This is a genomic window from Nonomuraea sp. NPDC049655 (assembly GCF_044465465.1).
Taxonomy (GTDB): Bacteria; Actinomycetota; Actinomycetes; order Streptosporangiales; family Streptosporangiaceae; genus Nonomuraea.
In genome coordinates, this window is sequence record NZ_JBITLS010000021.1 from 54,723 (window position 1) to 79,569 (window position 24,847).

Here is a 24,847-nt window from a genome sequence, read left to right on the forward strand (position 1 = left end):
GACCGCGCCGTCCGCAACCCCCGGCGCGACCGTGTCGGCTCGGGCCCCGGGCGCGGCGGCTCGGTCTCCAGGTCGGGCGCGTCGAGCGCGACGCGCGCCCAGGCGCGGATCCGGTCTGCCTGCTCCGGTGCGTGCCGCACGTGCGCTCTCCCCGCCCTTCGAGCCCGCCCTTTTTCGGAGGATATCAGCGTCCATTTGCTGAAGATCAAGGATTTGCAGAGCCGGATCTGCCGGTGCCCCCGGCATACCGTGGCGTTATGGAAATTTGTGAGCTGTTCGCCTGACCACCCTGGGTGACAACTTTAATCAAGCCCCAGCCAAAGGGCTCCTTCGATCCCCACACCCCCGGGGACATGTGAGAGGAGTCACCCAGAGTGAACAGCACGTTCAAGTCGGGCACGATCGCCGTATTGGCGGCGGCGGCCCTTACCGCCTCGATGACAGGCGCCGCCGGCGCCACCTCGAAGGCGCACTTATCCACCGCGGCGACCACCGTCGCCAGGACCGACCCCCCGGCGTTCGCGCCGGCGGACGCCAAATCGCGCGACCGCGCGAAAGTGAACGCCGACGCGGCACTCGCCGCCGGAGCCGAACGCCTGCACAAGGGCTCCGGCGACGCCTTCACTCTCTCGTCCAACGTCGCCGGAACCTACGGCCTGCAATATCTGACCTACGAACGCACGTACAAGGGCCTGCCCGTCTACGGCGGCGAGGTCGTCGTGGGCACCGACCGGGCCGGCCAGGTGATCCAGCAGGTGGTCACCGGCCAGACCGCGAAGATCAAGGTCGGCACCGACCCCTCGATCACGGCCAGGCAGGCGGCGGCCACCGCCAGGGACCTCCTGCCGCAGGTGGACGAGGTGACCACGGCGCAACTGGTCGTGCACGCCACCAGCGCCACCCCCAAGCTGGCCTGGCGGGTCCAGGTCACCGGGCGGACGGCCACCGGCAGGCCCAGCGTCCTCGACGTGTTCGTGGACGCGCGCTCCGGCTCGCTGATCGACAAGTTCGACAAGGTGCACGAGGGCACCGGCCGCGGCTTCTACGACGGCACGGTGACGATCGACACCAGCGGCTCCGCCGGCTCGTACCGGATGGTGGACACCACCAGGCCGGGCCTCCAGTGCGGCGGCCAGAACGGCTCGGCCTACACCAAGAGCAGCGACTCGTGGGGCAACGGCTCGGGCACCGACCTGGAGACGGCCTGCGTGGACGCGCTGTACGCCGCCCAGATGGAATGGAACATGCTGCGCGACTGGCTGGGCCGCAACGGCCACAGCGGGACGGGCCGCTCGTTCCCCATCCGGGTCGGGCTGAACGACGTCAACGCGTTCTGGAACGGCTCGTACACCACCTTCGGCCACAACCAGGCCGGCAACCAGCAGGCCACCCCGATGGACGTCGTCGGCCACGAGTTCGGCCACTCCGTCTTCACCAACACCCCCGGCGGCGACAACGGCAACAACGAGGTCGGCGGCCTGAACGAGTCCACGGGCGACATCTTCGGCGCGCTGACCGAGGCCTACGCCAACAACCCGAACGACCCGCCGGACTACCAGGTGGGCGAAGAGGTCAACCTCGTCGGGAACGGCCCGATCCGGTACATGTACAACCCGTCCCAGGTCGGCGACCCCAACTGCTACAGCACCGCGATCCCCACCACCGAGGTGCACGCGGCGGCCGGGCCCCAGAACCACTGGTTCTACCTGCTGGCCGAGGGCAACAACCCCGGCGGCGGCAAGCCCTCCAGCCCGATCTGCTCCGGCGGACCGTCCTCGGTGACCGGCATCGGCATCCAGAAGGCCGGCAAGATCTTCATGGGCACGCTGCAGGCCAAGACGCAGCCGTGGACCCACGCCAAGGCGCGGGTGGCCTCGCTCAACGCCGCCAAGGCGCTGTTCCCGAACAGCTGCGTGGAGTTCAACGCGGTCAAGTCGGCCTGGGACGCCGTGAGCGTCCGGGGCACCAGCGACCCGACCTGCGTGGCCAACCCGGACACCTTCTCGCTGCAGGTCAGCCCCGGCTCCGGCGCGGCCGACCCGGGCGGCTCGGCCACCACGACCCTGAGCACGGTGACGACCGGCGGCAACGCCCAGCAGATCCAGCTCAGGACCGGCACCCTGCCGGCGGGCGTGACCGCCCAGTTCAACCCGGCCACCATCCAGTCGGGCCAGTCGTCCACGCTGACCCTCAACGTGGCGGCGAACGCGGCCCCCGGGACGTACACCGTCCAGGTGACCGCGCAGGGCACGGCCCAGACGCAGACGCAGAACTACACCCTGACCGTCAACCGGCCGATCCCCGACCAGTTCTCGCTGGCGCTCAGCCCCACGTCGGGGTCCGTGGACGCGGGCGGCAGCACCGCCTCGACGCTGACCACCACGACCACGAGCGGCAACGCCCAGCAGATCCAGCTCAGGACGGGCACGCTCCCGGCGGGCGTGACCGCCCAGTTCAACCCGGCCACCATCCAGTCGGGCCAGTCGTCGGCGCTGACGCTCGCGACGGCGTCCTCCGTGCCGGCCGGGACGTACACGGTCCAGGTGATCGCCCAGGGCACGGCCCAGACGCAGACGCAGAACTACACCCTGACCGTCTCCCGGCCCGGTGACCCGGACGCGTTCTCCGTCCGGCTCGACCCGGAGGCGGGCACCGCGACGGCCGGCGGCACCGTGGCCACCACGGTGAACACGGCGACGACCGGCGGGCAGCCCCAGCAGGTCACGCTGTCGGCGGCCAAGCTGCCGAGCGGCGTCACCGTGGCCTTCGACCCGGCCACGATCCAGTCGGGCCAGTCGTCCAGGCTGACCTTCACGGTGGCCTCGACGGCCAAGAACGGCACGTACCCGATCACGGTGACGGCCACCGGCACGGCCCAGACGCAGACGGCGAGCTACGCGCTCACGGTCACCGGCGGCACGCCGGCGGGCGACTTCACCGTCGCCGCCGACCCGTCCTCGGCCACCGTCACGGCGGGCGCGACGGCGACCACCACGCTGAGCACGCAGGTCACCACCGGCCGGCCGATCCCGCTCACGCTGGCGGCCGACGGCGTGCCGCCGGGCGCGACCGTGACCTTCAGCCCGTCCTCCATCAACTCGGGCGAGTCGTCCACGGTGACGGTGGCCACGTCGTCGAGCACGCCGGCGCAGACGTACACGATCACCCTCAACGCGAACGGCTCCGCCAGCCACGGCACGTCGTTCTCGCTGACGGTGAACGGTGGCGGCACCGGTGACACCTGGCAGGAATGGCACGCCTACAACGCCGGCGACGAGGTCACCTACCAGGGTGTCCGCTACCGCTGCGTGATCGCCCACACCTCGCAGCCGGACTGGACGCCCGACGTCGTACCGGCTCTGTGGCAGCGGATCGGATGACGGTCCGCCCGGTGCCCCACGTACCCGGGGGGTGACTGAGGGCCGGAGCGGAGGGGGTCCCACCGGGCCCCCTCCGTTCTGGATTTCCGGACGCTCCGGCACGGGCTGTGGTTCGGCGCCGCCTTCCTCGCCTCCGCCGTCGTCCTGACGCCGTCGTCCTGACACTGCCGCCCGGACGCTGCCGCCCGGACGCTGCCGCCCGGACGAGTTGACGTCCGGGCATAACTTTCACCGCGTTCCCTGCGTCAAAAACCACATGAGACGCTTCACCACCGCCACGCTCGTGGCCGGGCTGCTGCTGGCGGGCGGGGCCGCGCCGGCGCTGGCCGGCGAGTCCGCCCCCGTCCGCCGCTGCTCGGCCGCCCAGCTCCAGGTGCGCCTGGGCACGATCGACGCCGGCGCGGGCAACAGGAACGCGCCGCTGGTGTTCACCAACAGCTCACGGACCGCCTGCACCCTGTACGGGCACCCCGGCCTGATCATGATCGACAAGCAGGGTGACACCCTGCGCACCCGCGTCCGCCGCACCGCCGGCCCCAAGCACCGGGTGACGGTCAAGCCGGGCGGCAGCGCCCGCACCACGCTGCACTGGACGGTCGTCGAGACCGGCGCCGAGACCGCCTGCCCGAGCCCCGCCCGCCTGCTGGTCATCCCGCCGGACGAGCGCTCGTACCTGAACGTGCCCTTCGACGCCGGCCAGGTGTGCGACGGCGGACGGCTCGACGTCACCCCGCTGGCCTGACGTCCAGACGCGGGGCGGTCAGCGCAGCAGCCAGTTGACGACGACCGTGAGCACGGCCGACAGCAGCAGCGAGATCAGGATCATCGCCAGGCAGCCCGGCCAGCCGCCCAGCGGTCGCACTTCCCAGTTCCCGAACCTCACCCCCGGCCCCTACCCGGGGCGGCCGGGGTCGTACCCGGGCCGAGGCGGAGGTCAGAGTCCGGCGACGAAGTCGAGGGCGACCGCCCAGGCGCGTTCGGCGGCCGGAGCGTCGTAGTCGGGCAGGCCGGGGTCGGTGAACAGGTGGCCGACCCCCGGATAGCGGAAGACCTCGACGTCGGCCCGCGCCCGGCGCATCCGGAGGTACCAGGCGTTGAGCCAGTCGACCGGCTCGTGGAAGTCGGGGTCGGCGACGTGCAGCTGCACCGGCAGGTCGTCGGCGACGGCGCCCTCGGCCATGTCGGAGGTGCCGTGCATGAGCAGCAGCCCCTGGGAACGCTCGTCGCCCAGCGCGAGGTTCTGGGCGATGGCCGCGCCGAGGGAGAAACCGGCGTATACCAGGCCGTCGCCGGACAGCGGGGCCGCCGCCGTGATGGCCCGCTTCAGCAGCTCCTCGCTGCCGATCTCCTCCTTGATCGCGATGCCCTCCTCGGGCGTGTCGACGACGCGGCCGTCGTAGAGGTCGGGGACGTGCACCTCGTGCCCCGCCCCCCGGAGCCTGTCGGCGGCCTGGTGGACGGCGGGCCGCAGGCCGTACATCGAGTGCAGGAGGAGAATCCGCGCCATACGCGCAGCTTAGCGGCCCTGGACGGGTGCGCCCGGCCCGGCGGCGGCGGGTCAGCCGTCCCCGGTGGGCAGGTCGTGGGCGGTGAACATGTCGATCAGCAGGCGGACGGGCAGCCCGGCCTCGGTCGGGTAGCGGAACTGCCGGTCGAGGTCGAGGCTGTAGCGGTTGCGGCGGCCGATCCGCTCGCGGGTCAGGTAGCCGGCCTGGTAGAGGTCGGAGACGATGTTCTGCACGGTGCGTTCGGTGACGCCGATGCGGGCGGCGATGTCGCGCAGCCGCGCGTCGGAGTCGCGGGCGATCTCCACCAGCACGCGGGCGTGATGGGTCAGGAACGTCCACGTCGCCGGATGGTCTTCAGGGTCGGGCACAGCTTCTGACGCTTTCTGCCTGGACGTCCCGGATCCGCGGGGCGGACGAAAATGCTTACCTGAAGATCCTATGACGAAAGCTCTTTCCTGCAACCCTCTTCCCCCCTAACCTTGGGTCGTGGGGCGGCCCCGACGCCGTCCCTACCGGCCAGGCCCACTTGGGGAACAACAGATGTCCGCCACCCAGACGTACCTTGCCGTCGCGCCGAGCGCCGCCACCAGGCCGCCATGTCCGTGCTCAGCATGAGCTGCCGGCCGGTTCCGGCCGGCGCGCTGGTCACGGTTTCCGGTGAGCTCGACGCCACCAACGCCGATCGCCTGGAGTCCGCCATCCGCGACGCCCACCGCCCCGGCCGCTCCGTGATCCTCGACCTGGGCGAGCTGACCTTCATGGACAGCAGCGGCCTGCATGTGCTGCTGCGGGCGCACGACGACGTCCACGACACGGGCGGGAGCCTGCGCCTGGCCGCCGTGCGGGACATCCCGGCCCGCATCCTGCAGATCACCGGAGTGTGGGACACGCTGCACATCCACGCCTGCGTGGAGGAGGCCGTCGGCGCGGCCGCGGATGCCGAGCCCGATCGGCTGCCGGATGATGTGGAGCGGTTGTGATGCACCTGGCCAGCAGCTACCTGCCGGGGATCACCGTGATCACGGTGGCCGGTGAGGTCGACGCCACCGCCTCCGGCCACCTGGAGACCTACCTCGACCAGGTGCGCCGCAGCCTGGACGAGCACCTGATCATCGACGCGCACCGGCTGACGTTCCTCGACAGCTCCGGCCTGTCCGTCCTGCTCGCCGCCGCCACGCTGGCCCGCGCGCACGGCGTCGACGTGCACCTGGCCGGTCTCCAGCCCACGGTGTCCCGGCTGCTGGAGATCACCGGCACCGTCGAGCTCGTGACGATCCATGACCGCGTCTCCCAGGCCGTCACCGCGGTGGAGGCGCTCCGGGACGCGGGGGCCGGCGAGCCGGACGAGCCCGCCGAGCCTTCCGAGGCCGTCTGACCGTCGCGCGGCCGCCGGTCGTCATCGACGGCCGCCGAAGACGGGTGCCGCCCCACCACCTGCTCGACGACATTCGCCGTCGCTAGCAGGAAGTGCACTCGGTGTCCAGGCCCAGCCGGCCGTGCCCTCCCCTCCAGGTGGACGGCGGCTTCGTTCATGCGCATGAGTGCCGAAATCATCTCCGGTACGGAGTTTTTGCGCGCTGCGTCTCCCTAGCGTGGCGGTCATGAATCGCGCACTTCTCCGACGGGGTCTGGCCGCCGCGGTGACGGTCGGCCTCCTGCTCACCGGACCCGCCGTACAGGCCAGGTCGAAGCCCGTCACCGTGACCCTGCCGCAGCCGACGGGCCCACGCGAGATCGGCACTGTCACACTGCACCTGCGTGACGGCTCCAGGGCCGACCCGTGGATCAAGGCCCATGACCGGCGTGAGCTGATGGTCAGCCTGTGGTACCCCACGCGCCGTCCGGACGGCCACCCCGCCGCGCCCTGGCTGCCGCCTCGCGCCGCCGAGGCCTTCTACCGCAGCAACGGCCTGTCGCCCTCGGCTGTCGGCCTGCCCCTGACCCATGGCCGCGAAGGGGCCCGCGTGGCCGGCCGGGGGCTGCCCGTCGTCCTGTTCTCGCCCGGCAACGGCGCCGACCGTTCCATGAACACCACCACGGTCGAGGAGCTGGCCAGCTGGGGCTACATGGTGGTCACCATCGACCATCCGGGCGACGCCGGCGAGGTGGAGTTCCCCGACGGCACGGTCACCGGCCGCGTGCTGAAGCCGGTCCCGGTGAGCCGGCTGGCGGAGAAGGCCGACGAGATCAAGGTGCGGGTGGCTGACGCGCGCTTCGTGCTGGACCGGCTCAAGGAGCTGAACAAGGGGCAGAACCCCGACGCTGAACGCCGGACGCTGCCGGAGGGGCTGCGTGGCGCGTTCGACCTGGGCAGGGTCGGGATGTTCGGCCATTCCGCCGGAGGAGCGACGGCCGCCGCGACGATGCTGGCGGACCGGCGGATCAAGGCGGTGCTGAACCTGGACGGACCCGCCCTCGGCAAGGTGGCCGCCAAGGGGTTGGCCAAGCCGTACATGCTCATGGAGGCCGAGATCTTCGACAAGCCCATCCGGGGGCAGAAGGCCTTCTGGTCCCGGCTGAAGGGCTGGCGGCTGCACGTGCGGACCAACGGTGCCAAGCACAATTCCTATACCGACCTGCCGGTGGTGTACGAGCAGGCGGCCGCGGCGATGGGCCTGTCGAAGGAGCAGTTGCGAGCGGTGAACGGGACGCTTTCTGCGGCGCGTTCCGTGGCCGTCACCCGCGCCTACACCAGGGCCTTCTTCGATCTGCATCTTCGACGCGAAGGCACCCTGCTCGGCAAGCCGTCCTCACGGTTCCCCGAGGTGCAGGTGATCGCCCGCTGAGTTCCCTGGCCTGATCTCGTGACGTCCGAGCCGGCGCTTCCGCCGGCCGGAACCCGGCGCCATGAGCCCTGGGCACGGGGTTGACCTCGAGGGGCGGTCGGCATAGCTTGATCAAGCAAAAGTGATCGATCACTCTTGGTCCCTGCCCGCGCGGCGTCGTGGCGCGGCCGGCGGGAGACCGGGAGCGGCGGTCCGGCCACGCACCGGCCATGCACTCCCCCGGCGGCGGCCACGCTCCGCCCGCCGCCGCCCCCCGTTCCCAGCAGAAGGACCCGCCCCATGCCCGACACCACGCCCGACACCACGCCCGACACCACGCTCGCCGTCCGCGAAGAGGACGACGCCCTGGCCATCACCGCCGGAGCCGTGCGGATCGCCCGGTACGTCCACCAGCCGGACGCTCCCGACGCCGAGTCCCCCAAGCCCTACCTCCACCCCATCCGCAGCCTGTCCGGCGCGCCCATGTCGGTCTACCGGCCGCACGACCACCGCTGGCACAAGGGCCTGCAGATGACCTGGGCGCACCTGTCGGGGCAGAACTTCTGGGGCGGCCCGACCTTCTCGGCGGAGCGGGACTACCACTGGGAGGACAACCACGGCCACATCAACCACCTCGCCTTCACCGACGTCACCTCCGACGGCAAGCGAGTCGTGGTCGAGGAGAGCCTGCACTGGCTCTCGGCCCGGGGCGAGCACTGGATCACCGAGCAACGCCGACAGGTCTTCCACGGCGTGGACCGCGCGCGCGGCATCTGGGCCCTGGACTTCACCACGTCGCTGCACAACGTCCGCGGCGCCACGCTCGACTTCGGCAGCCCCACCACGCACGGCCGGCCGATGGCCGGGTACGCGGGCTACTTCTGGCGCGGCCCCAGGTCCTGGACCGGCGCCACGATCATCGGCGCCGGCGGTCTGGGCGGCGAGGAGATGATGGGCGTCGAGGCGCCATGGCTGGCCGTGGTCGGGCAGCACGACGGGATCGACGGCGGCGGGACCGTGCTGGCCGTCGCCGGGCACTCCAGCGCGCCGACGCCGATCAAGTGGTTCGTCCGCGGCGAGGCGTTCGCCGTGATCAGCCCCTCCCCCTCCTTCGACGAGGAGATCGCTCTGGCCGACGGCGACACCCTCGAACTCGCGCACCGTTACGTCTTCATCGACCACATGTGCGACCGGGCCGAGCTCGACGAACTCGGCAGGGAGTTCGCGCTGTGACCCCGCTGTTCCCCGGCGGCACCTCGGTCAGCGATCTGGCGGTCTACGACTGGGAGTGCGCCGACGGTGTGCACGGCGGCACGCCGCACCTGCACACGGTCTCGACCGAGGCGTACGTCGTGACCGCGGGCCGCGGGGAGGTGCACACCCTCGGCGCCGCCGGCTTCGCCCGCGACCGGCTCGAAGCGGGCACGGTCCTGTGGTTCTCGCCCGGGACGATTCACCGCCTGGTCAACGAGGACGGGCTCCGGCTCCTGGTGATCATGCAGAACGCGGGCCTGCCCGAGGCCGGGGACGCCGTGCTCACCTTCCCCGCCGACGTCCTGCGCGACCGCGACGCCTACCTCGCCGCGGCGACGCTGCCGGTGGGTTGTTCGGAGGACGAACGGGCGGCGGCCGCGCGGGCCCGCAGGGACCTGGCGGTCACCGGGTTCCGGCGGCTGGTGGCGGACGCCGAGGAGCGCGGCGGGCAGGCGCTGACGGACTTCCATCGGCTGGCGGCGGCGATCGTGCGTCCCCGGGTGGCGTCCTGGAAGGAGTTGTGGGACCAGACCGTCGCCGCCGAGACCGAGCGCACGGCGTCACAGCTCGACGCGATCGCTGCTGGTGATCCCGCCCATCTCGGGCGGGCCGCCGTGGTTCGGACCACCTCCGGGCCGGGCCCTCGCGCCTTCGGCATGTGCGGCCGGCTGCGCACGTGGGCGCCACTCCCCTGATCGGGCGGCCGGCTGCGCGCACGTGGGCGCCGCGCCACTGATCGGGCGGCCGGCGGGTCCTGCGGCCGGATCGGCGCCGGCGTGCGAGCCGGTCCTCAGGCGGGCGCCGGACCGGCCGTCTCGCGGACGATGACCCGGTTGATCGACCGGTCGGACGGCGGCGGCGCGGGCTCGCCGCGCACCGCCGCGATGAGCCGGGCCATCGCCTCCCGCCCCTGCACCTCCCTGTCCACCGCCACGGTGGACAGGGAGGGGGTGGCGAAACGTCCCAGTTCCTCGTCGTCCCAGCCGAACACGCTGACGTCGCCCGGGATCCGCCAGCCCCGTGACAGCGCCGCGCGTACGGCCCCCATCGCCACGTGGTCGTTCACGGCCACGATGGCGGTCACGCCACAGCCGTCGGGCAGACCGCGAACGGCGTCGTAGCCGGACCGGGAGCTCCAGTCACCGAGCGCGACGCCGTACGAGACGAGCCCGCGGCGCGCGATCGTCTGCTCGAAGACGAGCTTGCGGTTGCGGGCCGAGGCCCAGCTCTGCGCGCCCGCGATGTGGAAGAAGACCCGATGGCCGAGCGAGGCGAGATAGTCGATGATCTCCTCGACCGGCGAGGCGTCCGCCAGCTCGTTCGTCCCGCGCAGTCGGTCGTCGTAGTCGCCCGTGACCACGATGGGCACCGGCGAGGCGGCCGGATCGGTCTCCAGGGGTGTCAGCGACAGAACGCCCTCGACCTGCCCGGAGCCGGCCAGCTCCAGCACCCGCTCCACCCTGGCCCGCGGATCTCCCTCGACACTGAGCACCTCCAGTTGGAAGCCCTCGGCGTGCGCCGCGGCCGCGGCGGCGCGGAGCATGCGCGCCGGCCACAGGTAGTCGGAGGCGGGCAGGGTGACCGCCAGCCGGTTCGTGTGCCGCGTGCGCATGGAACGCGCGACGAGGTTCGGCCGGTAGTTGAGCTCCTGGACGACCAGGTCGATCTTGGCGCGGGTCGCCGGTCTCAGGGTCTCGTTCTGTCTGAAGTACCGGGAGACCGTCTGGTGCGACACGCCCGCGCGCCGGGCCACCTCGTGGATCGTGAGGCGCGGCGTCTCAGCCTCGTCCAAGGGCCCCCTCTCCTCGCGCTGCGCGTCACAGCCTAGCCGGTCGCCCGCGCGCCGCACGACGACGAAGTGATCGATCACCTCGCCGTCGCCTCGGCCCTCGTGGAGCCCTCAGGAGCCGGACGACCCCTGGAGGCCGCTGGTGAGTCGTACGGGGAAGTGCCGGCCGGTGTCCTTGCTGTGGCCGATGCCGGACGACCACTCCAGATAGCCCTTCCTGCCGGGGCCGTCGTCGTCGTTGACCAGCAGGGACAGCGCGAACACCCCGGCCGGAGGTCCGTTGAGCCCCAGGCTCTGCCAGGGCAGGACGACGTCGTAGGCGGTGGTGGCGCCGGTCCTGGTCACCGCGAGCCGTTCCGTCGGGGTCGGGCCGGTGATCGCGATGCCGAAGGCGGCGAAGGTGTAGGCGGCCGGCCCGGCGGGCGTCAGCGCCAGGCCGATCTCGGTGCGTTCGGTGGAGGCGCCGGGGAGCGCGGGCGACAGGGAGAGCTGGATGGAGTCGCCGTTGTACAGGTTGCCCGCCGGGTTCTTCTGGGTGAACACGTCGTCCTGGACCGTGGCCTGGAGGCGCAGCCCCGTCGCCGTCTGCGTGATCCGGACGGGGCCGCCGAGGTCGGCGGCACCGCCCCAGTCGGCGGTGTAGCGGAACCAGGTCGCGTCGGCCGCCAGGTCGATCGGCGCGACCGTGGTGGCCGTGTCGGGCTCGATCGGTCCCGCGCCGACGGACTGCCGCAGCTGGAGCGCGGGACGGCCGCGCAGCCTGACGGACACGTCGAGGTAGCCCTGTTCCCACACGCGCAGCGACGGGAGGGGGACGGCGTGGGAGACCTGCTTGCCGGGTTGCAGCGTGGTGGTGTCGTCGATCGTGCCCGACTCCTTGCCGAGCGTCCAGGTGATGCCGTCGAGCGTCACGGGGGTCTTGCGGGAGGTGTTGGACAGGGAGACGGACGCCTGCGCCCGGTAGCCGCCGTCGCGGACGAGGTCGGCCTCCACGGCGGCGACCACGGGGGTGGTGACCCTGATCGTCGGCGTCGCCAGTCGCGCCACCTTCTCGTTCCCGGTCGTGGCCCAGCCGGTGACCCAGCTCGCCTTTCCGCCCGCGGGGGCGGGGAGGTCGAAGACGGTCTCGGCGGTGCCGCAGCCCTTGACCTTGACGTCGTGGCGCCGCCCGTCCAGGGTGATCGTCACCTTGGCGGGGACGGCGCGGCAGTTGCGGCCGGTGCGGTCGACGACCGCGCGCACCTCGATGCCCTCGCCGTCGGCGACGGTCGGCGACGTCTTCAGCGTGATCGCGGGCGCGGGGTCGAGGACGAGTGAGTCGACCTGGCCCCTGACGTAGACCGGGTGCTCGGTCAGGGTCACCTGGACCGCCCCGGCGTGCGGGCTCAGCGTGGCGGGCACGCCGTACTGGTCGGTGAGGGTAAGCGGCTGGGCGGTGCGCAGCGTCACGGTCCGCGGGCCGTCCGACGCCCACATGACGCGGACGAGGTCGCCCGCCGTGCTCCTGAAGGGGAAGGAGTACGTGGTCGCGTCCAGCGTGTCCCGCTCGGCGATCGTGCGTCCGGCGAGTTCGGCCGCCATCACCGCCTGCGCGACCGCGGCCGGCTTGGGCTCGGCGGCGTAGCGGGCCGTCGCGCGCCGGACCTCGAAGACGCCGAAGTTGTGCTCCTGGTTGTTCGCATCGGTTCCGTCGTCGCGGGCGTCGTACCAGTAGAGGCGGTCGGCGCCGCCGGCCAGGGAGAGCACCGCCGAGCGCACCAGGTAGTCGGCCTGCATGGCGTCGGTCGTGCCGCCCGCGGTGTGGGTCGGCCAGCCGTACTCCGTCAGCCACAGCGGGAGCGGGCGGCCGGCGGCGGCGTCGATGGCCTGGCTCAGCGACGCCATCTGCGTGTCCATGCCTTCGGGCGGCGTGGGGTGGCGGTAGGGGTGGACGGACACCGCGTCCAGCGCCTGCGCACCGCCCTGTTCGAGCACCTGGCGCACGTAGTCGGCCGAGGCGCCGGAGATCGCCGGGCCCACGAGCCGGGCTCCTTGCGGCTTGGCGTCGGCGGCGGCCTGGAGGAGCTGCGCGTAGCAGGCGGGGGTCCGGCCGCACAGGCCGTCGTTGAAGTTGATGTTGAACTCGTTGTAGACCTCGGTCGCCCGGGTGTAGCTCGCGAAGTGCTGGTTGACGGCGGCCGTGAAGCGTCCGTAGGCGGCCAGTCCCTCGGGCGAGCTGGGCGTGCGGTTGCCGTCGTAGAGCGGGTTGCGGTAGGCCGAGATCGGCAGCGGCTCGATCCCGGCGGCGTGCAGGGCGGCGAATCCGGCGTCGTAGCGGTCGAAGGTGTAGACGCCCGCCTGCTTCTCGACCGCCGACCAGCCCACGTCGTTGCGTGAGTGGGTGTAGCCGATGCGCGCGAGGCCGTCGATGAGCTCCTGCTCGTACCCGTGCAGGCCGACCCCGAACGGCGAGCCGGCCGCTTCGGCGGGCATCGGCGGCACGATGCCGAAGCTCGTGCTCAGCGTCCCGGAGGTGAAGGTGTAGAAGCCGTTGGGCAGCGAGGCCAGGTCCACGACGCTGTTCCCGCCGGTGAAGGCGGCCGTGCCGCTCGCGACCTGCGTCCCCCGGGCGTCCTGTACGGCCCAGGGGGCGGGGGCCGGGTTCTGGGCGTCGGTGAACAGTTCCAGGGCGGCCTTGCCTGGGTCGAAGAGCAGGGAGTCGTTCATGACCCCGAAGTAGGTGGAGTGTTCCTCGAAGCCGGGGTTGGCCAGCAGGTTCCGGCCGCTGCCGTCCTCGGTCATGGTCAGGTCGTCCAGCCGTACGCCGGGGGTCACGTCCTGGGAGACGATGCGCAGGGAGAAGCTGGTCTGGGTGGCCGGGGTGGTGTAGGTCCAGGAGACCTGGCGCCAGTCGTAGACGCCCATCGGGAAGTTGAAGCGCTGGGTGCTGTCCGGGCTCAGCACCGCCTGCAGCGCGGCCGCCTTCGACAGCCCTTCCGAGGCCACCCAGGCGGTGAACCGGTAGAGCGTGCCCGGCTTGACCGGCACGGTCTGGGCGAGCTGCCCGTAGGTGTTCGGGCTGCTCGGCGTCTGGTTGACGATGCGCACCGCCGACCCGGTGTGGCCCTGCGCGGTGGCGGTGAAGGCGACCTCGGCCGAGCCGCTCCTGCTGATGGCCCACGGGTCGAAGGTGTTGGAGTACGGGAGTTTCGGGGCGGCTAACGCGGTGGTGACGAGGAGGAGCGCTGACAGTGTTTTCATCGGGTCACCCCTTGACGGCGCCGGCGCGGCCGGCGCTTCGTAGGAACTGCTTCTGGAACAGCAGGAAGAAGACCAGCGGGAGGATCACGGCGATGAACATGGCGGCGATGAGCGTGCTGGTCTCCGCGGTGGCCGAGATCTTGTAGAGGACGACGGACAGCGGCTGCAGATCGGGCGAGGGCAGCACGAGGAGCGGCCACAGGAACTCCTTCCAGGCCGACACCAGCGTGAGCAGCGAGACGACGGCGATGATCGGCCGCGACATCGGCAGCACGATGCGCCGGAACACCTCGAAGGAGTTGGCGCCGTCGACCTTGGCCGCCTCGAAGACCTCCTTCGGCAGCTCGGCGAAGAAGTTCTTCACCAGCAGCACGTTGAAGGCGTGCGCGGCGGCGGGCAGCCACACGGCCCAGTAGCTGTCGATCAGGTTGGCCCCGACGCCCGGCACGTCGATCACGGTCAGGTACAGCGACACCAGGGAGACGACTCCCGGGATGAACAGGGTGGCCATCACCGCGGCCGAGACGACCCCGGCGTACCTCGGCCGCAGGATGGCGAGGGAGTAGCCGCCGGTCAGGGCGACCAGCAGGCCGAAGAACCAGTTGCCGGCCGCGATCCAGACCGTGTTGGCCAGGGCCCGGCCGATGTCCATGCCGTTCCACGCCCTGGCCAGGTTGTCCCACCGGATGCCGCTCGGCCACCAGCCGAACGGGTCGCGCAGGATGTCCTGCGAGGTCGACACCGCCGACTTGGCCAGCCAGAGGATCGGCCCGGCCGCGACGATCGCGAGGCAGGCGAGCACGGCGACGATCAGCCCGGTGAACACCACGCGGGTCGCCGGCCTGCGCCGCTCGCCGCTGGACAGGATGCCACGCTCGTTCACGAGTGCTTCCACCCCCTCGTCGCGCGCAGGTACACCGCCGACAGGGCGGTGAGGAGGACGGCGAGCATCAGGCTCAGCGCCGTCGCCTTGCCGAAGTCGCCGGCGACGAAGGCGTACTTGAAGATCAGCATGAGCAGCGTGACCGTGCTGTTGTCCGGCCCGCCGCCGGTCATGACGTAGGGCTCGGTGAACACCTGGAAGGTGCCGATGACCTGGAGGATCAGCATGAGCAGGATGACCGGGCGCAGCTGGGGCAGCGTGATGTGCCACACCCGGCGCAGCACCCCGGCGCCGTCGAGCTCGGCCGCCTCGTAGAGCTCGGGCGGCACCGACATCAGCGCGGCGACGTAGATGATCGTCGTCGTGCCGAAGCCCGCCCAGGTCGCCTGGACGACGATGCTGGGCATCGCCGTCTCGGCGCTCTGGAGCCAGGGGAACGGTCCCAGCCCGGCCCAGCCGGCCACGGTGTTGAGCAGGCCGTGCTCGCTCGGGTCGTACAGCTGCTTCCACAGCAGCACCGCCACGACCGGCGGGATGATGATCGGCACGTAGACGAGCACGCTGGCGATCGTCCGCGTCCGGCGCAGCTCCCCGATGAACACGGCGAGCAGCACCGGCACGGGGAAGCCGACGACCAGGGCCAGCGCGGTGAACCAGACGGTGTTCCAGGCGGCGGTGGCGAGCAGCGGGTCGGCGAGCACCCTGCTGAAGTTGCGCAGCCCGACCCAGGTGGGGTCGGTGACCAGGTTGGTGCGCTGGAAGCTGAGGACCAGGCTGCGCAGGATCGGCCACCACGAGAACAGCCCGAACACGATGAGCATGGGCGCGGTGAACAGAAGTTTCCCGAGGCCGCCGCGCTGGGTCCACCTACTGAGCGGCGGCATCGATCAGCGCCTGCGCGTCCGTCCGGGCCTGGGTGAGCGCCGCCGGGATGTCGGCGTCCTGCTTGGTGAGGACCTGCTGGGTGACGGCGTCGAGGAGCGCGTAGGTCTCCTGCGCGGCCACGGGCGGCTCGCCGAGGATGGGCAGCTTGCCCAGGCTGTCGAAGTAGGCCCGGTAGTTGTCCCGCTTGACGTTGACGTAGCCGGAGACCCAGGTCAGGTAGCGGTCGTAGATCTCCGGCGAGAACAGCGGCACCTCGGGCGCGCCCACGGGCAGGCCGCCCGCCTTGGACGTCTCGGCCCACTCGACGGCGGCCTGCTGGTCGAGGAAGCGGTTCAGGTACCGGAACTTCACCCACTCCAGGGCGGCGGCCGCCTCGCTCGGGGCGGCCTTGGGGCTGACGACGGCGATGTCGCCGCCGCCCAGCGTGCCGATGCCGGCGGCCGACTGCGGGAGCGGCGCGATGCCCAGGTCGTCGCCGGGCATGTCGCGGTTGCCGACGAGGTCGCGGTAGAGGTCGGCGCCGAGGACGGTCTGCCCGATCCGCCCGGCGGCGATGGAGTTGCGCATGTCGTCCTGGCTCAGCAGGAAGTTCTTGCCCGCGGCCTGGTCGGTCCACCGGACGTCGTGCAGGAACGTCAGCGCGTCCTGCACGCCGGCCGCGTCGATCGTGGACGTGACGGTGTCGCCCTGGCGCTGCTGGATCATGCTGCCGTTGGCGTAGGCCATCGTGGTGAGGATCCAGCCGCCGGAGTTGGTCGTCGTCGCGATCGTGAAGCCGGCCGCGTCGCTCGACCTGCTGATCGCCTTGGCGTTGGCGCGCACCTCGTCCCAGGTCTTCGGCGGGGTGTCGGGGTCGAGGCCCGCCTTCTCGTACAGCGCCCGGTTGTAGATGAAGGCCATCGTGTACGCGGCCGAGACGACGCCGAAGGTGTGGCCCTCCGCGTTCTGCGTCTGCCTGGCGACGGCCGGGTTGAGCTTGGAGAGCACCGCGTCGCCCTTGACCAGGTCGGTGATGTCGCGTACCTGGCCGTTGAGGGCGAGCTGCTGGATGTTGGTGTACGGCACCTGCATCGTGGTGGGCATCGAGCCGCCGGCGACGAGGGCGGCGAACGTCTGCGGGTCGAACTTGGTCTCCTCGCCCACCACCGTGATGTTCGGGTGGAGCTTCTGGAAGGCCGTGACCTGCTTGGTGAACAGAGCGAGATTGTCGGCGTTGTCCTTGGTGGGCATGTTGCCGACGTGGATCGTCACCTTGGCGTCCGGGTCCGTCCCGGCCTCGGGACGTCCGGACGAACACGCGGTGAGAGCTATGATTCCGGTCATCGCGATACCGGCGAGCCGCCAGTTTTTGTGATAAAGCATGACGAATCCCTCTTTGCGGGCATGGTGGCGATCGAGCTCGGGCGGTGTCGTGACCGCTGGGGGCTCACGCGGGCAGCAGTGGCGTGCCGGCGGATTTCGTGGCGATGGTCAACCGGTTGACCATCGCCATGGTCGTGCTGATCCTGGTACTTTGTCAAGAGTCCGGAGAAACGTGGACGTCACCTGTTGTCACCGGGAGGACAGGAACTGATGGCGCGCAAGGCCGCTACCCTCGCGGACGTCGCCGCGGCCGCCGGCGTCTCGGTGTCGCTGGTGTCGAAGGTGCTCAACAACACCGGACGCGCCTCCGAGGAGACCCGCAGGCGCATCCACGACGCCGTGGAACGCCTCGACTTCCGGCCCAACGCCCTGGCCAAGTCCTTCGCCAGAGGGCGGAGCGAGCTGGTCGGGATCATCATCGAGGACGCCTCGGAGATCTTCAGCAGCATGGTGCTGCGCGGCGCGGAACGCAGGCTGGCCGCGGCCGGGCTGGCCACGCTCGTGTGCGACGCCGCCGAGAGCGACCAGCGGCGGGCCCAGTTCGTCCGGGCGCTCGAAGCCCGTCACGTCGACGCCGTGCTGGTCATCGGGTCGGGGCCGTCGGGCCTCTACCCGTCCGTCTCCGACCGGCTGTCATGCCCCGTCGCCTACGCCTTCTGCGAGTCCGACAATCCGGCCGACGTCTCGTTCCTGCCCGACGACCACGGCGCGGGGCGGATCGCCGCCGAGCACCTGCTGTCGCTCGGCAGGACGAAGATCGCGCACATCGGCGAGGGCAGCGAGCGGGGCGCCGAGCTGCGCACGCGCGGGTTCGTGGAGACCCTGGCCGCCGCCGGGCACGCGGTGGAGCCCATCGTCGGCGACTGGTCCAAGGCGTGGGGCCTGCAGGCCGTCAACCGGCTGATCGAGGCGGGCACCGAGGTCGACGCCATCTTCTGCGCCAACGACTTCATCGCCTACGGCGCCTACGTCGGCCTGCGCGCCCACGGCCTGCGGGTCCCGGAGGACGTGGCGCTGGTCGGCCACGACCACTTCTCGATGGATCCGCCGCAGCGCAGGTCGGGGTTCCTGACGACCATCGACCCCAACCTGCCCGCGCTCGGCGACGCGGCGGCGCGGCACCTGATCGCGCCGGGCACGGCGGCCGACTTCGCGCCGAAGCTCGTCGTCGGCCGCACCACCGCGGGCGGTCAGGCCGCCGGCGACCTCGCCACCCTGCTGGAGTTCATCGACCAGCTGCTGTGAAGCGCAGCGTGACCAGCTGGAACGGGCGCAGCGTCAGCGACACGGCCCCCGGCTCGAACCGCGCGTCCGCGGGCGGCTCGACATCGCGCTCGACCAGGTCCACGAAGCGGGCGTCCCCGACCCCCTCGACGCGCACGGGCGCCCTGGTCCCCTCCGACTCGTACAGGCGCACGATCACGTCGCCGCTGCGGTCCTCGGCGAGCTTGACCGCCTCCACGATCACGGCCGGGTGCGAGACCCGCACCAGCGGCTCGACCTCCCGCCCCCCGCGCACGGCACGCGCCGGCACGTTCGCGCGGTACCCCTCGGCGACGGCCTCGCGGATGCCGGCGTTCGGCCTGATCGAGTAGGCGAGCGTGTGCCTGCCCAGGTCGGATCCGGGATCGGGGAACATCGGCCCGCGCAGCATGGACAGGCCGACGGTCGTGGTCGTGCCGCCGTCCTGGCGGGTGTCGCGCACCACGTCGTGGCCGTACGTCGACTCGTTGGCGATGGCCACGCCGTACCCGGGCTCGCCGACGTGGATCCAGCGGTGCGCGCACACCTCGAAGCGGGCGGCGTCCCAGGACGTGTTGGTGTGCGTGGGCCGGTACACGTGTCCGAACTGGGTCTCGGCGGCGAACCTGTCGGCGTGCACGTCCAGCGGGAAGACGAGCTTGAGCAAGGCGTGGCGCTCGTGCCAGTCCACCTCGGCGACCAGGTCGAGCGCGGCCGATCCCGGGCCCAGCCGCAGCGTCTGCCTGATCGTCGAGTCGCCGAAGCGGCGGGTCACGACGACCTCCCCGTCGCCGGTCTCCAGGCTCTCGACCTCGTCGACGTCGCGGGCGACGCGCCGGTAGTGCTCGTCGATGTCCCAGGCGTCCCACTCGTTGGGGATGTCGCGGTGCAGCACCAGGCGGTGGCCGGCCGCGCCCGGTGCGATCGCCTCGCGGCCGGTCCCGGCGTCGCGCAGCGACACCAGGTGACCCCGGCGGTCGATCACCGCCCGGACGAGCCCGTTGTCGAGCACGAACCCAGCGTCCTCCGCGGTGAGGGAGACCCCCGCCGGGTGCGTGGCGCGCTCGCGGATGCCGAGCCCGTCCGTGGCGAGCTCCAGATCGCCGTCGCCGACGAGGACGCGTACGCTCTGGTCGATCACCCGGTCCAGCCGCTCCAGCAGGTCGGCGTTGTTCTGCTCCACCTCGTCGTGCACCCAGGCGATCGAGGTGCCGGGCAGCACGTCGTGGAACTGCTGCAGCAGCACGGTGTGCCAGCTGTCGGTCAGCTCGTCGTAGGGGTAGGCGGCCCCCTCGCGGACGGCGGCGGTCGCGGCCCACAGCTCGGCCTCGCGCAGCAGGTGCTCGTTGCGGCGGTTGCCCTGCTTGGTCAGGTGCTGGCTGGTCAGGGTCCCGCGGTGCAGTTCGAGATAGAGCTCGCCCGACCACACCGGCGGGTTCTCGTACTCGGCCTCGGCGCGTTCGAAGAAGGCCTGGGGCGAGTCGATCGTCACCGCCGGCGAGCCTTCCAGTGACCTGAGCCGCTCGGCGGCGGCGAGCATCTCGCGGGTCGGGCCGCCGCCGCCGTCGCCCCAGCCGAACGGCACGAGCGAGGTCCCGGCCACGCCCTTCTCCTTGTAGCTGCGCGCGGCGTGGGCGAGCTCGGCGCCGGACAGCTCGGAGATGTAGGTGTCGGCGGGCGGGAAGTGGGTGAAGATCCGGGTGCCGTCGATGCCCTCCCACAGGAAGGTGCTGTGCGGGATCTGGTTGACCTGGTTCCAGGAGATCTTCTGGGTGAGGAACCAGCGGCTGCCCGAGGCGGCGATGATCTGCGGCAGCGCGGCCGAGTAGCCGAAGGTGTCCGGCACCCAGGCCTCCAGCGTGTCCACGCCGAACTCCTTCAGGAAGAACTGCTTGCCGTACAGGAACTGGCGGGCCAGCGACTCGCCGCCTGGCATGTTGATGTCGGGTTCGACCCACATGCCGCCGACCGGGATGAACTGCCCGGCGGCCACCTTCTTCCTGATGCGCTCGAACAGCGCCGGGTAGTGCTGCTTCACCCAGGCCAGCTGCTGGGCGGAGGAGCAGGCGAAGCGGTACTCGGGGTGCTCGTCCATGAGCGTCACCGCGCTGGCGAACGTGCGCGCGCACTTGCGGATCGTCTCGCGCACCGGCCACAGCCAGGCCGTGTCGATGTGGGCGTGCCCGACGGCGACGATCCGGTGGCTGCTGGCCGCGGCGGGGCTGGCCAGCACGTCGGCCAGCGCCGCGCGTCCCGCCGCCGCGGTCGCCGAAACGGCGGCGGGGTCGACGGCGTCGAGCATCCGCTCCAGCGCCCGCAGGATCTCCCACCGGCGCGCCGATTCGGGGCTCAGCTCGCGCATCAGCCCGTCCAGCGTCCAGATGTCCTGCGCCAGCTCCCACACCCCGATGTCCAGCAGCGCCACGTCGAAGGCTCTGGCGGTGTACAACGGCCCGCCGCCCGCCGTCGCCCGGTCCCCCAGCGTCGTCGGCTCGTAGGTGTTCTCGCCGGCGAGCTCCGGGTTCGCCGCCGCCTCGACGTACAGGTCGACGTACGGCTCGGCCGGGTCCCACGGCAGGTGGGAGCTGCGCGGCGCCACGGCCTTGATGAGCGTGCCGTCGGGCAGGTAGCCGAGCCCTTCGGCCTGGAACCCGGGACGCGGCCCGGAGAAGCCCAGGTCGACGACGATCTCCAGCCGGGTGCCCGGGGGAATCATCTCCGGCGTGCGGCCCGTCACGTGGAACCAGGTCGTGCCCCACGGGTCGCCCCACCGGTGCGGCAGCGTGACCGGCTGGTAGCCGGCCGCGAACGCCGCCTGGGCGGGCACCGGCTCGCCGGGCACGTTCCACGCCTCCACGGTGAGGGGCCGTCGTTCCCGGTAGAGGGCGCCGGGCAGGAACTGCTGGACGAAACGCGCCAGCCGTCCCTCGACGATCAAACGGTTGTCATGCACGATGCACTCTCTCCAAAGTCAGGTTTCGAAGACCCGCACGGCGACGATCATGGCTCGCTCGTCGCCGTTGGTCGCCGTGACGACGACCCGCAGGGCGCCCGCCCGCGTGGCGGGGTCAAGCACGTGGACCCGGCGGCGCATGCGGTTGCCGGTGACGGACGCGGCCGTCTCCCAGCCGCCCGTACGCGCCACCTCGATCCGGTAGTCCTTCACCAGTTCCGGCATGACGAGGTACGGCGTGCGATGGTGATGCAGGTTGACCAGGTCCTCGTCGACGTCGTCGTTGAAGATCAGCTCCACCCGGCCGATCGCCCGCTCCTCGCTCCAGCGCAGCTCGACGTGCTGCTCGCCGCCACCTTCGGAGACCCACAGGTTCGGCCCGTCGTAGGGCCTGGCGAGCCCGCCCGCGACCTGCTCAGGCCGGTAGGCCGCGGTCGCGGGCTCGACCTCGAACCGCGGCGTGCGCCTGCGCAGCTCGAAGGCCGACCACGCGTTGCTCTGCGGCTTGCCGGTGTCGAGCGCCGGTTCCCTGCTGAGCAGCCCGAGGACGCCGTACGGCGGGCGGCCCGCGCCGACCTGGACGGCGAGGTCGGCGTTGCGCCGGATGACCACGACCACCTCGCCCCCGTCGAAGGGCACGTCGTCGAAGCGGGCCTCCAGCCGGCCGCGCCCGGCCTCCACCCGGACCTCGCGCCGGGCGAGCGGTTCCACGGGGATGTGGTTCAGCCCGCCGCCCGTGCCCCACAGCTCGACCGTCGCGGTGGTGGCGCGGGCGGCGTCGACGCCGATCCGCACGACGTCGATCCGCGGGTCGGCGGGCAGCAGCAGCCCGAAGTCGGCCTCGCCGATCGGGACCGGTTCCGGCTCGCCGCCTCCGTCGCCCGCCAGGCGGGTGAGCGTGGACGACGCCGTCACCGTGGCCTTGAGCGCCAGGTCGGACGGGTCCTGCCAGGGCACGCCCAGCAGGGAGGCGTCCTGCCGCAGGAGCATCGACTGCAGCTCGCCCAGGTGCGAGGTCGCGATCTCGCGCGGCGTCACGCCCCTGCGCACCGCGAGCGCGGCCCCCGCGCCCGCGGCCTCTCCCACGACGGCGCAGGTGGCCATCACGCGGGTGCTGCCGAAGGCGACGTGGCTGGCCGAGATGTCGCGGCCCGCCAGCATCAGGTTGCGGACGTTGGCGGAGTACAGGCAGCGGAACGGGATGTCGTACAGGCCGGGGCCGAACAGGTGCTTGGAGGGGCTGTCGGCGGCGTAGATGCCGCCCGGCGGGTGCAGGTCGATGGACCAGCCGCCGAAGCCGACCGAGTCGGGGAAGCGGGTCTGGCCGACGATGTCCTGCTGGGTCAGGACGTGGTCGCCGAGGAAGCGGCGGTACTCGCGCTTGCCCGGCAGGCTGCCCACCCACTCCAGCGTCAGGTTGTCGGCGTCGAAGCGGCCGGAGTTCTTGATGTGGTGCCAGATGCCGAAGACGATGCCCCACAGCTCGTCGCGGATGCGCTCGTTGTCGGCGACCGCGTCGAGCTCGCCGCCCCACTCGATCCACCAGTAGTCGCAGCCGTTCATGCCGGGGTCGATGTGGCGGCGCAGCGGCAGGTCGAACGCCTCGACGTCCTTGGTGATGCCCGGCGGGACGAAACGGACCGGGCGGCCGGTGTCCTTGGTGTAGAAGAGGATCGTGCTGCCGAGCATGTTGTCGTCGGCGACGTCGGGGGCCCAATCCTCGCCGTACACGCTGCGATCCTCCCTGCCGGTGGCGAACCTGGCGCCGGCGAGCAGGCCGACCAGGCCGTCCCCCGTGCAGTCGAGGAAGATCGGCGACTCGAACGTGATCAGCTTCTCCGAGCCGGACTGCCAGCCGGTGACCGAGCGGATCACCCGGTCCTCCTCCTCGCCGCCCGCCTCGACCTCGCGGACCTCGGTGTTGAGGAAGAGGGTGATGTTGGGCTCGGCGCGTACCAGGTCGAGCACGACGTGGTCCCACAGGATCGGGTTGCCCTCCGGGTTGCGCCACTGGTTCTCCGCGAACAGCTCGCCCATCAGGCCGGTCTCGCGGGCGAACTTCTGCGCGCCGTGCGCGGTGGCGCCCACCACCCACACCCGGATCTCGCTGCTGGAGTTGCCGCCCAGCACTCCCCTGTTGTTGATCAGGGCCACTTTCGCGCCGTTGCGCGCGGCGCTCACGGCGGCCGTGACACCGGCGAGGCCGCCGCCGACCACGGTGACATCGGCGGTGTGTGCGATCTGCATCATGATTGCCGACTTTCTCGGGTCGAATCCAGCAACGCGGACCTACAATATTTCCGACGTCTTGAATAAGTCAACGACGGGTTGGCTAAGGTAGGCGCAGAGCGCGACGACGGCGAGGGGAACGGGGAGCAGTGGCAGCAGCCAGGCGGGAGTCGACCACGGCCGGGAAGGCAGCCAGGCGCGAGGGCGGGCCGCCGGCCCGATCCTCCGGGCTCCGGCGCGGCTCCAATCTCGAACACGTCGCGGACTTCAACGACTCGGTCGTCCTCGACGCGATCAGGCGGGCGCGGACCGGGAGCTCGCGCGCGGAGCTGGTCGTCGAGACGGGCCTCGCCGCGCAGACCGTGTCGGACGTCTGCCAGCGGCTGCTCGACCAGGGGCTCATCGCGGAGACCGGCACGTCCACGACCGGGTTCGGCCGGCCGCGCCGCACCCTTGAGCTGGTCCCTGCCAGCCGCTACGCGCTCGGCGTGCACATCGACCCGGCCACGATCACGTACGTGCTGCTCGACCTCGGCGGCAACCTCGTGGCCCACTTCAGCAGGCAGACCGCCAGCCCCCAGGACGCCGACGCCATCATGACCGGCATGGCCGCGGCCCTCGACGTCCTGCTCGCCGGATCCGGCGTCGAGCGCGACCGGGTGCTCGGCCTCGGCATCGCGGCGCCCGGCCCGCTCGACATCGCGGGCGGGGCCATGGTCGACCCGCCGCACCTGCCCGGCTGGCACCGCGTCGAGCTCGTCGACCGGCTGCACCGGGCGACCGGGCTGCCCATCGTGCTCGACAAGGACGTCACCGCCGCCGCGGTGGCCGAGCGATGGGCCGGCGGCGCGACGGGCAACAGCGACTTCGTCTTCCTCTACCTGGGCACCGGCGTCGGGGTGGGGCTGGTCAGCGGCGACATCGTCGTACGCGGCCGGTCCAGCAACGCCGGCGACATCGGGCACCTGATCGTCGACGCCGACGGGCCGCCCTGCGAGTGCGGGCAGCGCGGCTGCCTGGGCACCGCCTGCTCGCCGCTGTTCCTCATCCAGGAGGCCGTCGCGGCGGGCGTCCTGCCCGCCACGCCGGAGGACGGTCAGCTCGTCCAGGCGGTCCGGCGGCTCGGCGCGCTGTGCCGGGCGGCCGACGACGGCGACGCGCGGGCGGTGGAGATCCTGCGCCGGTCCGGGCGGCGGCTCGCCCGCGCGATCCTCACCGTCGGCAACCTGCTCGACACCGAGCTCGTGGTGGGGGGGGGGGGGGGGGGGGGGGGGGGGGCCCCCCCCCCCCCCCCCCGGGCGCGGGGGGGGGGGGGGGGGGGGGGGGGGGGGGGGGGGGGGCGGCCGCGGCGCCGGGC

At 71.8% G+C, this 24,847-nt stretch carries 19 protein-coding genes; 9 read left to right on the top strand and 10 right to left on the bottom strand.

The window, feature by feature from the left end; translation table 11 throughout:
- Positions 1–374 precede the first annotated feature (374 nt).
- Positions 375–3,380, top strand: coding sequence for a M4 family metallopeptidase (locus ACIBQ6_RS46815; RefSeq protein WP_397219118.1), 3,006 nt, complete (start codon positions 375–377; stop codon positions 3,378–3,380).
- Positions 3,381–3,636: 256 nt separating this feature from the next.
- Positions 3,637–4,122 carry a DUF4232 domain-containing protein gene (locus ACIBQ6_RS46820; protein WP_358299466.1) on the top strand — a complete coding sequence of 162 codons (486 nt, stop codon included), beginning with the start codon at positions 3,637–3,639 and terminating at the stop codon, positions 4,120–4,122.
- Positions 4,123–4,140: 18 nt separating this feature from the next.
- Here ACIBQ6_RS46820 and ACIBQ6_RS46825 read toward each other — a convergent pair whose 3' ends face one another.
- From ACIBQ6_RS46825 to ACIBQ6_RS46835, 3 genes are read right to left on the bottom strand one after another with little or no spacing between them, the layout of a single operon-like run.
- The gene (locus tag ACIBQ6_RS46825; RefSeq protein ID WP_358299463.1) at positions 4,141–4,263 is read right to left on the bottom strand and encodes a hypothetical protein; all 123 of its coding nucleotides are present in this window, start codon (positions 4,261–4,263) and stop codon (positions 4,141–4,143) included.
- A 51-nt stretch (positions 4,264–4,314) separates the two neighbouring features.
- Complete coding sequence (locus ACIBQ6_RS46830) at positions 4,315–4,887, bottom strand: dienelactone hydrolase family protein (protein WP_397219119.1); 573 nt, start codon at positions 4,885–4,887, stop codon at positions 4,315–4,317.
- 51 nt (positions 4,888–4,938) lie between these two features.
- Complete coding sequence (locus ACIBQ6_RS46835) at positions 4,939–5,256, bottom strand: helix-turn-helix transcriptional regulator (protein WP_397219120.1); 318 nt, start codon at positions 5,254–5,256, stop codon at positions 4,939–4,941.
- Positions 5,257–5,484: 228 nt separating this feature from the next.
- Between ACIBQ6_RS46835 and ACIBQ6_RS46840 the strand changes: the two genes are divergently transcribed.
- The 5 genes from ACIBQ6_RS46840 (at position 5,485) to ACIBQ6_RS46860 (ending at position 9,602) form a co-directional block, all read left to right on the top strand.
- Positions 5,485–5,868 carry an STAS domain-containing protein gene (locus tag ACIBQ6_RS46840; protein WP_397219121.1) on the top strand — a complete coding sequence of 128 codons (384 nt, stop codon included), beginning with the start codon at positions 5,485–5,487 and terminating at the stop codon, positions 5,866–5,868.
- A complete protein-coding gene (locus ACIBQ6_RS46845) occupies positions 5,868–6,263 on the top strand; it encodes an STAS domain-containing protein (protein WP_397219122.1) in 396 nt (131 codons plus the stop codon). The genes ACIBQ6_RS46840 and ACIBQ6_RS46845 overlap by 1 nt, the downstream gene beginning before the upstream one ends.
- A 226-nt stretch (positions 6,264–6,489) precedes the next feature.
- On the top strand, positions 6,490–7,674 hold the full coding sequence (locus ACIBQ6_RS46850) for an alpha/beta hydrolase family protein (protein WP_397219123.1): 1,185 nt from the start codon (positions 6,490–6,492) through the stop codon (positions 7,672–7,674).
- A gap of 279 nt (positions 7,675–7,953) precedes the next feature.
- Positions 7,954–8,886, top strand: coding sequence for a PmoA family protein (locus ACIBQ6_RS46855; protein WP_397219124.1), 933 nt, complete (start codon positions 7,954–7,956; stop codon positions 8,884–8,886).
- Positions 8,883–9,602: a cupin domain-containing protein gene (locus ACIBQ6_RS46860; protein ID WP_397219125.1), complete on the top strand. Its 720-nt coding sequence runs from the start codon at positions 8,883–8,885 to the stop codon at positions 9,600–9,602. The genes ACIBQ6_RS46855 and ACIBQ6_RS46860 overlap by 4 nt, the downstream gene beginning before the upstream one ends.
- 95 nt (positions 9,603–9,697) lie before the next feature.
- Here the strand turns inward: ACIBQ6_RS46860 and ACIBQ6_RS46865 are convergent, their stop codons facing one another.
- The 5 genes from ACIBQ6_RS46865 to ACIBQ6_RS46885 form a co-directional block, all read right to left on the bottom strand.
- The gene (locus ACIBQ6_RS46865) at positions 9,698–10,699 is read right to left on the bottom strand and encodes a LacI family DNA-binding transcriptional regulator (RefSeq protein WP_397219126.1); all 1,002 of its coding nucleotides are present in this window, start codon (positions 10,697–10,699) and stop codon (positions 9,698–9,700) included.
- A gap of 108 nt (positions 10,700–10,807) precedes the next feature.
- Entirely contained in the window at positions 10,808–13,936 is a 3,129-nt protein-coding gene (locus tag ACIBQ6_RS46870) for a glycosyl hydrolase (protein ID WP_397219127.1), read from the bottom strand.
- A gap of 4 nt (positions 13,937–13,940) precedes the next feature.
- The gene (locus ACIBQ6_RS46875; protein WP_358299433.1) at positions 13,941–14,819 is read right to left on the bottom strand and encodes a carbohydrate ABC transporter permease; all 879 of its coding nucleotides are present in this window, start codon (positions 14,817–14,819) and stop codon (positions 13,941–13,943) included.
- Positions 14,816–15,703 carry a sugar ABC transporter permease gene (locus ACIBQ6_RS46880; protein ID WP_358299430.1) on the bottom strand — a complete coding sequence of 296 codons (888 nt, stop codon included), beginning with the start codon at positions 15,701–15,703 and terminating at the stop codon, positions 14,816–14,818. The genes ACIBQ6_RS46875 and ACIBQ6_RS46880 overlap by 4 nt, the downstream gene beginning before the upstream one ends.
- Positions 15,687–17,066, bottom strand: a complete 1,380-nt coding sequence (locus ACIBQ6_RS46885; RefSeq protein ID WP_397219128.1) for an extracellular solute-binding protein — start codon at positions 17,064–17,066, stop codon at positions 15,687–15,689. The genes ACIBQ6_RS46880 and ACIBQ6_RS46885 overlap by 17 nt, the downstream gene beginning before the upstream one ends.
- Before the next feature lie 210 nt (positions 17,067–17,276).
- Between ACIBQ6_RS46885 and ACIBQ6_RS46890 the strand changes: the two genes are divergently transcribed.
- Positions 17,277–18,311, top strand: a complete 1,035-nt coding sequence (locus ACIBQ6_RS46890; protein WP_397219129.1) for a LacI family DNA-binding transcriptional regulator — start codon at positions 17,277–17,279, stop codon at positions 18,309–18,311.
- Here the strand turns inward: ACIBQ6_RS46890 and ACIBQ6_RS46895 are convergent.
- On the bottom strand, positions 18,292–21,261 hold the full coding sequence (locus ACIBQ6_RS46895; protein ID WP_397219130.1) for an alpha-mannosidase: 2,970 nt from the start codon (positions 21,259–21,261) through the stop codon (positions 18,292–18,294). The genes ACIBQ6_RS46890 and ACIBQ6_RS46895 overlap by 20 nt on opposite strands.
- 18 nt (positions 21,262–21,279) lie before the next feature.
- Positions 21,280–23,511 (bottom strand): FAD-dependent oxidoreductase, encoded by a 2,232-nt coding sequence (locus ACIBQ6_RS46900; RefSeq protein ID WP_397219131.1) that lies wholly within the window; start codon positions 23,509–23,511, stop codon positions 21,280–21,282.
- Positions 23,512–23,639: 128 nt separating this feature from the next.
- On the opposite strand from ACIBQ6_RS46900, the gene ACIBQ6_RS46905 reads away from it, so the two are divergent.
- The coding region (locus ACIBQ6_RS46905) for an ROK family protein (protein ID WP_397219132.1) at positions 23,640–24,847 on the top strand (1,208 nt) is incomplete at its 3' end.

Bases quoted from the DNA above. Each gene is read 5' to 3' on its own strand.
- ACIBQ6_RS46870 (WP_397219127.1), bottom strand. From the start codon at position 13,936: ATGAAAACACTGTCAGCGCTCCTCCTCGTCACCACCGCGTTAGCCGCC.
- ACIBQ6_RS46890 (WP_397219129.1), top strand. From the start codon at position 17,277: ATGGCGCGCAAGGCCGCTACCCTCGCGGACGTCGCCGCGGCCGCCGGC.
- ACIBQ6_RS46820 (WP_358299466.1), top strand. From the start codon at position 3,637: ATGAGACGCTTCACCACCGCCACGCTCGTGGCCGGGCTGCTGCTGGCG.
- ACIBQ6_RS46850 (WP_397219123.1), top strand. From the start codon at position 6,490: ATGAATCGCGCACTTCTCCGACGGGGTCTGGCCGCCGCGGTGACGGTC.
- ACIBQ6_RS46830 (WP_397219119.1), bottom strand. From the start codon at position 4,887: ATGGCGCGGATTCTCCTCCTGCACTCGATGTACGGCCTGCGGCCCGCC.
- ACIBQ6_RS46840 (WP_397219121.1), top strand. From the start codon at position 5,485: ATGTCCGTGCTCAGCATGAGCTGCCGGCCGGTTCCGGCCGGCGCGCTG.
- ACIBQ6_RS46885 (WP_397219128.1), bottom strand. From the start codon at position 17,066: ATGCTTTATCACAAAAACTGGCGGCTCGCCGGTATCGCGATGACCGGA.
- ACIBQ6_RS46855 (WP_397219124.1), top strand. From the start codon at position 7,954: ATGCCCGACACCACGCCCGACACCACGCCCGACACCACGCTCGCCGTC.
- ACIBQ6_RS46845 (WP_397219122.1), top strand. From the start codon at position 5,868: ATGCACCTGGCCAGCAGCTACCTGCCGGGGATCACCGTGATCACGGTG.
- ACIBQ6_RS46900 (WP_397219131.1), bottom strand. From the start codon at position 23,511: ATGATGCAGATCGCACACACCGCCGATGTCACCGTGGTCGGCGGCGGC.
- ACIBQ6_RS46880 (WP_358299430.1), bottom strand. From the start codon at position 15,703: ATGCCGCCGCTCAGTAGGTGGACCCAGCGCGGCGGCCTCGGGAAACTT.